The sequence below is a fragment of the Nocardiopsis halophila DSM 44494 genome, assembly GCF_000341245.1.
Classification (GTDB): Bacteria; Actinomycetota; Actinomycetes; order Streptosporangiales; family Streptosporangiaceae; genus Nocardiopsis_A; species Nocardiopsis_A halophila.
Genome location: NZ_ANAD01000168.1, coordinates 1 through 10386 on the forward strand (window position 1 = coordinate 1; position 10386 = coordinate 10386).

Consider the following 10386-nt stretch of genomic DNA (forward strand, 5'->3'; position numbering starts at 1 on the left):
CTCATGCGCGCCCAGGAGCGGTTCTCCCGCGCCGACGCCGCGGTCAGCGGCGGCGGGGACCCGGAGCGGGCCGCCGCCCTGGTCGACGGCGCCGCCGCCCGCCTTGAGGAGACCGGCCCCGCGCTCACCGGGGAGGCCGCCCGCTCCTATGCCGCCCTGGACGCCCTCCCGGCCTGGGAGCGGATCCGCGGCGCCGCGCAGGCCTCCCGCACCGCCGACGACTGGCGCGCCGCCGCCGACGAGGTCGAGGAGGCCATGACCGGTCTGACGGCGGCCCAGAGCGCCTCGGTCGTGGCCCGCACCCGCGACGCCTCCACCCTGATGTTCAGCCTCGCGCTGGGCGGCGGGACCATGGCGCTGTTCGCCGGCACCCTGGCCTACGGGGTCGCCTCCCGCTCGGCGGGGCGGCTCATCGGACGGCTGGCCCGGCTGCGCGCCGAGACCCTGGAGCTGGCCCGCACCCGGCTGCCGCGCATCGTCGCCCGGCTGGAGCGCGGCGAGGCCGTCGACCTCGACCGCGAGGTGCGCCGCCTGGACCACGGCGACGACGAGGTCGGCCAGGTCGCCGAGGCCTTCACCATCGCCCAGCGCACCGCGGTGCGTGCCGCGGTGCGCCAGGCCGACCTGCGCGCCGGGGTCAACCGGGTCTTCCTGGGCATCGCGCACCGCAACCAGTCGCTGGTCCAGCGCCAGCTGCAGCTGCTGGACCGCATCGAGCGCGAGGAGGAGGACCCCGACCTGCTCGAGGACCTCTTCCACCTGGACCACCTGGCCACCCGGGGCCGCCGCAACGCCGAGAACCTCATCATCCTCGGCGGCGGGCGGCCCGGCCGCCGGTGGCGCAGCCCCATCCCGCTGGTGGACATCCTGCGCGGCGCCATCTCCGAGACCGAGGAGTACGCCCGGGTCGAGCTGCGGGTGGTGCCCGACGTGGCGCTGTCGGGCGCCGTGGTGGCCGACGTCATCCACCTGGTGGCCGAGCTGGTGGAGAACGCCACCGCCTTCTCCCCGCCGCACACCTCGGTGCACATCCACAGCGAGCTGGTGCCCAAGGGCGTGGCCGTGGAGATCGAGGACCGCGGACTGGGCATGGGCGAGGAGGCGCTGGCCCGGGCCAACGCCACCCTGCGCGAGGCGCCCGAGTTCGACGTCATGGCGCTCAACCAGGACCTGCGGCTGGGCCTGTTCGTCGTGGCCCGGCTCGCCGCCAAGCACGACGTCCACGTCCAGCTGTGCCCCTCGCCCTACGGGGGCACCCGCGCCGTGGTGCTCGTCCCCGCGGCGCTCATCGCCGAGCGCCCGGCCCCCGAACGGCGCCCGGCCCCGACCCGCCCCGCCCCCGACCTCCTGGCCGGCGCCCCCGCGCCGGCGCCCGCGGCACCCGCACCCGCTCCCCCCGCAGCCGAGAACGGCCGCCCGGCGCTGCCCAAGCGGCGCCGCCAGGCCGGCCTCGCCCCGCAACTGCGCGAGGACCCGGCGGAGCCCCCCGCCGGGCAGGCCGCGCCCGCCCTGCTCGGGTCCTCGCCCGAGCGGGCCCGCGCGGTGATGAGCGCGTTCCAGAAGGGGACCCGGCTCGGCCGGGAGGACGACCACACGGGAGAGAGCACGCAATGACGGTGTACGACCACAACGCGGCCGGGGACCTCAACTGGCTCCTGGACGACCTGGTGGACCGCACGGTGGGCGCCGAACACGCCATCGTGCTCTCCGCCGACGGCCTGCTCATCGGACGCTCCCGCGGCCTGGGGGCCGAACAGGGCGAGCACCTGTCCGCGGTCGCCTCCGCCTTCCAGAGCCTGGCCCGGGGGACCGGGAGGCGGTTCGGCGGCGGCGCGGTCCGGCAGACCGTGGTGGAGATGGAGCACGCCTACCTGTTCGTGACCGCCGCGGGCGAGGGCGCCTGCCTGGCGGTGCTGGCGGCCGAGGACGCCGATGTGGGCCTGGTCGCCTACGAGATGAACATGCGGATCAAGCGGGTGGGCCAGTTCCTGACCTCGGCCCCGCGCTTCCCCGAGTCGGTGCCCGCGGGCGGCGGCTCGTGACCCCGGCGGCCGGGCGCCTGGACGGGGGCGCCGGGCCGCTGGTGCGGCCCTACACCATGACCGGGGGGCGGACCCGCCCCGCGAGCGGCACCGGGCTGGACATGATCACCATCGTGGTCGCCGCCCGCCGGCGCGTGGACTGGTCCCGGCTGCAGCCCGAGCACGCCCGGATCCTGCGCCGCTGCCGCACCCCCGTCTCGGTGGCCGAGCTCTCGGCCCAGCTGGACATCCCCATCACCGTGGCCAAGGTGCTGGTGGGCGACCTGGTCGCCGCGGGCGACGTCGCCGCCCGCGCGCCCGCGCCCGCGGCCGACCACCCCGAAGCCCACGTTCTCCAGGCGGTACTCGATGGCATCCGACGGTTGTGACACCGACCCCGGCGACCTGCCGGTCGCGGTCAAGATCCTGGTGGCCGGGGGGTTCGGCGCCGGCAAGACCACCCTGGTCGGGTCGGTCAGCGAGATCGCCCCGCTGAGCACCGAGGAGGTGATGACCGAGGCCGGAATGGGCGTGGACGACACCGACGGGGTGGAGCAGAAGACCACCACCACCGTGGCCCTGGACTTCGGGCGCATCACCATGAGCGGGAGCGTGGTGCTCTACCTGTTCGGCACCCCCGGCCAGGGCCGGTTCTGGTTCATGTGGGACGAGCTGGCCGCCGGGGCCCTGGGCGCGGTCGTGGTCGCCGACACCCGCCGCCTGGAGACCTGCTTCCCCGCGGTGGACTTCTTCGAGCGGCGCGGCGTGCCCTTCGCCGTCGCGGTCAACCAGTTCGACGGGGCGCACCGCTACACCGCCGAGGAGGTGCGCGAGGCCGTGGACGTCGAGGCGCACGTGCCGGTGGTGCTGGGCGACGCCCGTCTGCGCGAGTCCGGCAAGGAGGTGCTGCTCTCCCTCGTCGAACACGTGATCCGGCGCCGCAGCCCGGCGTTGAGCGGGTGAGCTGTAGCATAGGGCTCCCCGACCGCACACGACTCGTTAGCATCTCTCGCGTGAATCCTGACAGTATGCAGAATCCGGATAGACTCCCCCCGCGTGATCTGCCCCGGCGCCGCTCCGGCCGGCACCGCGATCCGCTCTCCTTCGACAGCTGGGTCGGCACCCCCCGGCTGGTGCTCGCCGTGCCCGGCGGCACCGACGAGGCCGCCGAGATCGGCGCCCAGATCGCCGACCTGCTGCGCTCCTACCGCCCCGAGGTCGAGATCCGGTTCGGCTGCGCCGACGGCGGCCCCTCGCTGCACGAGGCCATGGAGGGCCTCACCCCGCGCGAGGAGACCCCGCTGGCCGGCATCGTCGTGCCCCTGGTGACCGGCCCGCACGAGCCGACCGCCCGGGCCGTGGCCGAGGCGGCCCGCGACACCGGCGCCGACGTGCGGGTGACCGAGGCCCTGGGCCCGCACCCGATGCTCGCCGAGGTGCTGCACCTGCGCCTGGCCGAGGCCGGGTTCGTGCGCGCCGACCGGATGCGCCTGATCAGCGTGGTGGCGCCGAGCACCAGCATGACCGACGGCGTGGTGGTGGGCTCCACCGGCGGTGCCGAGGCGGCCGGTGCCGCCGGGGTGACCGCGGTGCTGCTCGCCGCCCGGCTGGGCATCACCGTGCTGCCCGCCGACATGGACGACGACGCCGCGATCGCCGACGCCTTCGGGCAGCTGGCCGACGCCGGCTGCGCCCGCCCGGTCCTGGCCCCCGGCGTGATCGGCCCCGAGCTGCCCGAGGGACGCGTGGCCGAGCTGGCCGAGCGGAACGGGGCCCGGTCCAGCGCTCCGCTGGGCGCCGGCTCCACCCTGGCCAAGATCGCCGCGCTGCGCTACGCCGAGGTCCTCAACAGCGTCGGCGTGCAGACGCCGCCGAGCGTGGACGACCTGCCCGCCCCGGTGGGCTCCCGGCACCGCCCGGAGAGCTGACCCCTCGCTCACGCAATGTGAGTGAACGACAACACAGGGCATCGCCGTTTCGGTACCCTCCTCCCACGGGCGCGCCGTCGGAGGAGGGGGACCCATGGCCGCGACGCCGCAGCGGCGGACCATCCGCGGGCAGCTGGCCCGCATCGTGCTCATCCCCAGCGTCTGCTTCCTGGTGCTGTGGACCGCCATGACCGCGGCCGGGGCCGTCCAGGCCGGCTCCATGGCCGCCGCCGTCGGCGACGGCCGCGCCGGCACCGCCGCCTTCACCCGGCTCGCCGAGGACCTGCGCGAGGAGCGCCGGCTGACCATGGTCCGCCTCGGCGAGCAGGACCGGGAGGACCAGGAGGACGCCGCCTCCTCCGGCGAACCGCTGGCCCGCGCCCGCACCGCCGTCGACCGGGCGCTGGAGGCCGCCGAACCGCACGCCGAACGGCTCCGCTCGGGCGCCGACCGGGACGTGCTGCGCGGAGCCGCCCGCTTCGACGGCCGCGGCGAGGGCGCCCCCGAGGACCTGGCCGCCCTGCGCTCGCGGGTGGACGACGGCGCCGCCACCCGGGCCGGGGCCCTGGAGGCCTACGACGGCCTGCTGTCGGCCCTGCGCACCCTCGACGCGGCGCTGCTCGGCGCCGCCTCCGAGGACGCCGACGGCACCGCCGCCGGCCTGGCCCGCACCCTGGCCGGGGTGCGCGAGGAGTACTCCCGGGCCGAGGCGCTGCTCGCCGGGGCGATCGCCGCCGGGGGGATGGACTACCAGGAGACCGCGCACTTCACCTACCTCACCGCCTCCTACCGGGACGCACTGGAGCAGGCCGAGCCCGACCTGCGCGGCGCCGCCCTGGACGCCTACACCGACCTGACCTCCGGGCAGGACTGGGTCCGCACAGAGCGGCTCAGCCGCGGCGTGGTCACCCGCCCGCCCATCTCCGCCGACGACGCCGCGCTCGGCCGCGCCGCCTGGAACACCGGCCTGGAGGTGGGCGCCGACGAATGGGAGCGGGCCGCGGGCGGCGCCGGGCAGAGGCTGAGCGGCCTGGTCCGGACCCAGCGCGCCGCCGTCTACGACGCCGCCGAGACCGCCGCCCACACCCGGATCGGCCTCAGCATCGCCGGGGCCGTGCTCACCCTGGCCGCCGGCGCCGCCGCGATCATCGTCGCCGGCCGCTCCTCGCGCCGCCTCACCGAGCGGCTGTGCCGGCTGCGCACCGAGACCCTGGCCGTGGCCGACACCCGCCTGCCGCGCATCGTCTCCCGGGTCCAGGAGGGGGCCCGCATCGACCTGGGGGAGGAGCTGCCGCAGCTGTCCTACGGCGGCGACGAGATCGGCGAGGTCGCCGACGCCTTCAACACCGCCCAGCGCACCGCCGTGGGCGCCGCCGTCAAACAGGCCGAGATCCGCGCCGGGGCCAACCGCGTCTTCCTCGGCATCGCCTACCGCAACCAGGCCCTGGTCCAGCGCCAGCTGCGCCTGCTCGACGAGATCGAGTACGCCGAGGAGGACCCGCGCACCCTGGACAAGCTGTTCCGCCTGGACCACCTGGCCACCCGGGCCCGGCGCTACGCCGACAACCTCATCATCCTCGGCGGCGCCCCCTCGGCCCGCCGCTGGCGCGAGCCCATGGCCCTCGTCGACGCCCTGCGCGCCGCCATCTCCGAGACCGAGGACTACCAGCGGGTCCGCCTGAGCTGCGCGCCCGGCCCGCCGCTGCGCGGCACCGCCGTCGCCGACGTGGTCCACCTGGTGGCCGAGCTGGTGGAGAACGCCACCCAGTTCTCCCCGGCCGGGGCGCCGGTCGACGTCACCTGCGGCCCCGCGCCCGGCGGGCTGGCCGTGGAGGTGGAGGACCGCGGGCTGGGACTGACCCCCGAGGGGTACGCCGTCGCCGAGCGCACCCTGGTCCAGGCCCCCGAGTACGACGTCATGGCGCTGCAGGACGAGCCGCGGCTGGGGCTGTTCGTCGTCGCCCGCCTCGCTGCCCGGCACGGCATCGCGGTGCGCCTGGCCCCCTCGGCCTACGGCGGTGCCCGCGCCACCGTGCTGGTGCCCTCGGCGCTGCTGGAGGAGGCGGTCCCGGCCGGAGGGCACGGCGGTGGACGGTGACCCCGGCCCCCTGGTCGACCCGGGCCCGCTGCTGCGCCCCTTCGCCCTGCGCGCGGGGCGCCCGCCCGAGCCCGCCTCGCCGCGCCCCAGCGGCCGCGCCCCGGCCGGGCCGCTCACCGCGGTGCGCGCCGCCGACCCCGCCGACGCCGGCACCGAGCCCTACCCGGAGCCGGCGGCGGTGCTGCGCGCCTGCGCCCGCCCGCGCCGCGTCCTCGACCTCGCCGCCGACCTGGGCCTGCCACTGGGCGTCGTGCGCCACCTGGTGCGGGACCTGACCCGGGAGGGCCGCCTGGTAGAGTGCCCGCCCCCGGCCGCCGACGACCGCGCGGTCCTCGAACGGCTCCGTGAGGGACTACGGGCGCTGTGAGGCCGCCAGGAGCCCCCTCATGCCCGACCCCGCCCCGCCGATCCGCCCCGTGCACGCGGCCGCCGCGGTCCTCGCCGGCGCCGCCCTGACCGCGGCGGCCGGCCTCGCGGTGCCGGACCCGCTCCCCTTCACCGCGACGGTGCTGCAGCGCGAGACCTCGCCCGCCGTCTACCGCCCCTTCGGCGAGGCGGGCGACCCCGAGCCAGTCGAGGTACTGCTCGTGCGGACCCTGTCGCTCTCCGGCGCCGACCACCGCCTGCGCCTCGGCCACGACGCCGACGCCTACTTCCACGAGGTGACCGTTCCCGAGGCCACCGGATCCGACGGGCCTCCCGGGATCGCCTCCGTGGACTGGGGCGAGGAGGAGATCACCGTCCGCCTGGAATCCGGCCACGCGGTCGGGGTACCGGCCTCCTCGGCCGTCGGACACCGCTGATTGCTAGCGTGGCGCGGATGAGCGGCGGACACATCGGCATCATCGGCGCGGGGGTCGTCGGCCTGGCCCTGGCGGAGTGGATCGTGCGGGAGCGCCCCGGCGCCCGGGTCACCGTCCTGGAGAAGGAGGACCGGGTCGCGGCCCACCAGACCGGGCACAACAGCGGCGTGGTGCACGCGGGGCTGTACTACCGGCCCGGCTCGCTCAAGGCGGCGCTGTGCCGCCGGGGCGCCGGGCTGCTGCGCGACTACTGCGCCGAGAAGGAGCTGCCCTACGAGGAGGCCGGAAAGGTCCTGGTCGCCCGCGGCGCCGAGGAGGAGGCGCGGCTCGACCGCATCGAGCGCACCGCCCGCGAGAACGGCGTTCCCGGGGTGCGCAGGCTCGGCCCCGACGGGCTGCGCGCGATCGAGCCGCACGTGCGCGGCGCGGGCGGGCTGCACTCCCCGCACACCGCCGTCACCGACTTCGTCGCGGTCGCCGAGTCCCTGGCCGACGACGTGCGCCGTGCCGGAGGGCGGGTGCTGCTCGGGCGGCCGGTGATCGCGCTGCGCCAGGGCGCCTCCGGGGCCGAGGTGCTCACCGGCGACCCGCACGGCGAGCGCCTCCGGCACCGCTTCGACACCCTGGTGGTCTGCGCGGGGCTGTGGACCGACCGGCTGGCCCGGATGGCCGGGGCCGGGGACGACCCGCGCATCGTGCCGTTCCGCGGCACCTACCACGAGCTGGTCCCCGAGCGCCGGTACCTGGTGCGCGGCCTGGTCTACCCGGTGCCCGACCCGCGCTACCCCTTCCTCGGCGTGCACCTGACCCGGCACGTCCACGGGGAGGTGACCGCCGGGCCGAACGCGCTGCTGGACCGCGCCCGGCTGGGCGAGACGCTGCGCTGGCCCGGCTTCTGGCGCCTGGCCCGGCGGCACTGGGCGATGGGCGCCGCCGAGACGGCGGTGTCGGCCTCGCCGGCGGTCTTCGCCCGGCAGGCCCGCCGGCTGGTCCCCGGGATCACCGCGGCCGACCTGCGCCCCGCCCCGCCGGGCGTGCGCGCCCAGGCGCTGGGCCGGGACGGCGCGCTCGTGGACGACTTCGTGCTGGAGACCCACGACCGGATCGTGTGCGTGCGCAACGCCCCCTCGCCGGCGGCCACCTCCTCGCTGGCGATCGCCGAGTACCTGGGGGAGACGGTGGTCCCCGGATCCAGACCTGATCGGCGACGTGTTGCGGACTGACCGAAACCCGGCTCGAAACGCGAAAAAGCCGTAGCCGTAGGCAATTCCGACCTATGCCCCCGATCACCCCAGAGCGACCGGAACCGGTGTTGCGGACGGCGCCGCACGTTGCTCGGCGCCGCCCTGAACCGCTCTGACCAGCACTGATCCGAGGCGGTCGCGGTTTCGGGCGTCCGCAGGGGGCCCACCCGCCGACGGCCCGGCCGGGCCCCGCAGACGGGTGCGTGGCGCGCATCACACCCTCACGCGCGATCGCACGGTGCGTAGTCAGTGATCATGGTCCGTGGCCCCCGGGTGGTCACCGTGCCGACGACCCCCGGGGCCGCCGCGCCCGGATCCGGTTCCCCCTATCGCGACCGGCGCGCGGCGGTCCCGGGCCTTCAGCAGTGCGGGCCCGGGGGCCCCTGCTTCCGCGCAGGCGCTCACTCACGCCCTCACGTCGGGTAGCCGCCGGTACCGGCGGGGAATCCNNNCGATTCGAGCGACGGAAGTAGACAGTGACCGACATCATCGACGAACTCGAATGGCGCGGCCTGCTCGCGCAGACCACCGACCTTGACGAACTTCGCAAGGCGCTCGCCGATGGCCCGGTCACCCTCTATTGCGGCTTCGACCCCACCGCCGGGAGCCTGCACGTCGGACACCTCACCCAGATCCTGACGCTGGCCCGCTTCCAGCGCGCGGGGCACTGCCCGATCGCCCTCGTCGGCGGCGGCACCGGCCTCATCGGCGACCCCAAGCCCAGCGCCGAGCGGAGCCTGAACTCCGAGGAGACCATCGCCGGCTGGGTGGACACCATCGGCCGCCAGCTGTCCGCCTTCCTGCGCTTCACCCCCGAGGGGTGCAGCCCGGAGCCCACCGACGCGATCCTCGCCGACAACGGCGAGTGGCTGCGCTCGATGACCGCCATCGAGATGCTGCGGGACGTCGGCAAGCACTTCAGCGTCAACCAGATGCTGCAGCGCGAGACCGTCAAGGCCCGCCTCGACGGCGACGGCATGAGCTACACCGAGTTCAGCTACGTGCTGCTCCAGTCCTACGACTACGTGCAGTTCTACCGGCGCCACGGGTGCACCCTGCAGATCGGCGGCAGCGACCAGTGGGGGAACATCACGGCGGGCCTGGAGCTCATCCGCCGCATGGACGGCAACGAGCCGCACGGCCCGGCGCACGCGCTCACCACCAACCTGCTCACCAAGGCCGACGGCACCAAGTTCGGCAAGACCGAGGGGGGCAGCGTCTGGCTGGACCCCGAGCTCACCACGCCGTACGCCTTCTACCAGTTCTGGTTCAACACCGACGACCGGGACGTGGCCCGGTACCTGAGGGTGTTCAGCTTCCGCTCCCGTGAGGAGATCGAGGAGTTGGAGCGCCAGACCGAGGAGCGCCCCGCGGCGCGCGCGGCCCAGCGCGCGCTGGCCGAGGAGCTCACCACGCTGGTGCACGGCGAGGAGGAGTGCCGGAAGGTCGTCGAGGCGAGCCAGGCCCTGTTCGGCCGCGCCGAGCTGTCGGCCCTGGACGCCAGGACGCTGGACGCGGCGCTCGCCGAGGTGCCCCGGGCGGCGCTCGCCGAGGTCGGCGACGGGATCGCGCTGGTGGACCTGCTGGCCGAGAGCGGGCTGGTCCCGAGCAAGTCGGCGGCCCGACGCGCGGTCCAGGACGGCGGGGCCTACCTCAACAACGAGAAGGTGACCGACGTCGACGCGGTGCTCGGCGCCGGGGACCTGCTGCACGGCCGGTACGCGGTGCTGCGCCGCGGCAAGCGCAACATCGGCGGCGTGGTCGTGGGCTGAGTCGTGGGCCGGCCCGGGCCGCTGCACGAGAGGCGTCCTCCCGAAGGGGAGGGCGCCTCTCGTGCTCTCGGGGGTCTCCGGGCGGGGGCCAGGGACGGGAAGGTTCTCGGCCCGCCCGGTGTTTAGACGTGACGGAGGCAGGGGAGGAAGACCCCTGCAACCAACGACGACCTACCGCGCGGCCCGCAGTAGCGGTGTTGCGCGAGCTCGGAGGCGGAGGCCCGCCGGACCCGGCAGGGCCGATTTGACGTCTCTGTGCGCGGAACCTATCGTGATCTAGCCGAGCGGGACGGCGGCCCTCTACAGGGACCGGAACCGGACCGCTTCCCTTCCAAGACGACGTGGCTCGGGCATCGATCCGGGGCTGCTAGTCTGTTTCACCGGTTCTCCGGCCGGGTGAAATCCGGGAAGGAACCACGCGAATGTGTCGGAAACGGCACGCGGGAACGCCGGTTCGGCGCCACCGGAAAGCGTGGTAAATTCGGAGAAAGCGGAAAGCCGCCTCTAGCGGAAAAGCGGT

General features: G+C 75.6%; 10 protein-coding genes. All 10 read left to right on the plus strand.

Annotated elements, in window-relative coordinates; all coding sequences use genetic code 11:
- The coding region (locus D450_RS30675; RefSeq protein WP_017540397.1) for a sensor histidine kinase at positions 1-1614 on the plus strand (1614 nt) is incomplete at its 5' end.
- Positions 1611-2042, plus strand: coding sequence for a roadblock/LC7 domain-containing protein (locus tag D450_RS0119815; RefSeq protein ID WP_017540398.1), 432 nt, complete (start codon positions 1611-1613; stop codon positions 2040-2042). The genes D450_RS30675 and D450_RS0119815, both read left to right, overlap by 4 nt.
- On the plus strand, positions 2039-2410 hold the full coding sequence (locus D450_RS0119820) for a DUF742 domain-containing protein (RefSeq protein ID WP_017540399.1): 372 nt from the start codon (positions 2039-2041) through the stop codon (positions 2408-2410). The genes D450_RS0119815 and D450_RS0119820 overlap by 4 nt, the downstream gene beginning before the upstream one ends.
- Positions 2391-2984, plus strand: coding sequence for a GTP-binding protein (locus D450_RS0119825; protein WP_017540400.1), 594 nt, complete (start codon positions 2391-2393; stop codon positions 2982-2984). The genes D450_RS0119820 and D450_RS0119825 overlap by 20 nt, the downstream gene beginning before the upstream one ends.
- A gap of 65 nt (positions 2985-3049) precedes the next feature.
- Positions 3050-3949 (plus strand): sirohydrochlorin chelatase, encoded by a 900-nt coding sequence (locus D450_RS0119830; protein ID WP_017540401.1) that lies wholly within the window; start codon positions 3050-3052, stop codon positions 3947-3949.
- Positions 3950-4043: 94 nt separating this feature from the next.
- Positions 4044-6047, plus strand: coding sequence for a sensor histidine kinase (locus D450_RS0119835; protein WP_017540402.1), 2004 nt, complete (start codon positions 4044-4046; stop codon positions 6045-6047).
- Positions 6037-6414, plus strand: a complete 378-nt coding sequence (locus D450_RS0119840) for a DUF742 domain-containing protein (RefSeq protein ID WP_017540403.1) — start codon at positions 6037-6039, stop codon at positions 6412-6414. Before D450_RS0119835 ends, D450_RS0119840 begins: the two co-directional genes overlap by 11 nt.
- Before the next feature lie 19 nt (positions 6415-6433).
- Positions 6434-6850 carry a hypothetical protein gene (locus D450_RS0119845; protein WP_017540404.1) on the plus strand — a complete coding sequence of 139 codons (417 nt, stop codon included), beginning with the start codon at positions 6434-6436 and terminating at the stop codon, positions 6848-6850.
- 17 nt (positions 6851-6867) lie between these two features.
- A complete protein-coding gene (gene lhgO / locus D450_RS0119850; protein WP_017540405.1) occupies positions 6868-8073 on the plus strand; it encodes an L-2-hydroxyglutarate oxidase in 1206 nt (401 codons plus the stop codon).
- Positions 8074-8570: 497 nt separating this feature from the next.
- Positions 8571-9866, plus strand: coding sequence for a tyrosine--tRNA ligase (tyrS, locus tag D450_RS0119855; protein ID WP_017540406.1), 1296 nt, complete (start codon positions 8571-8573; stop codon positions 9864-9866).
- Positions 9867-10386: the final 520 nt, after the last annotated feature.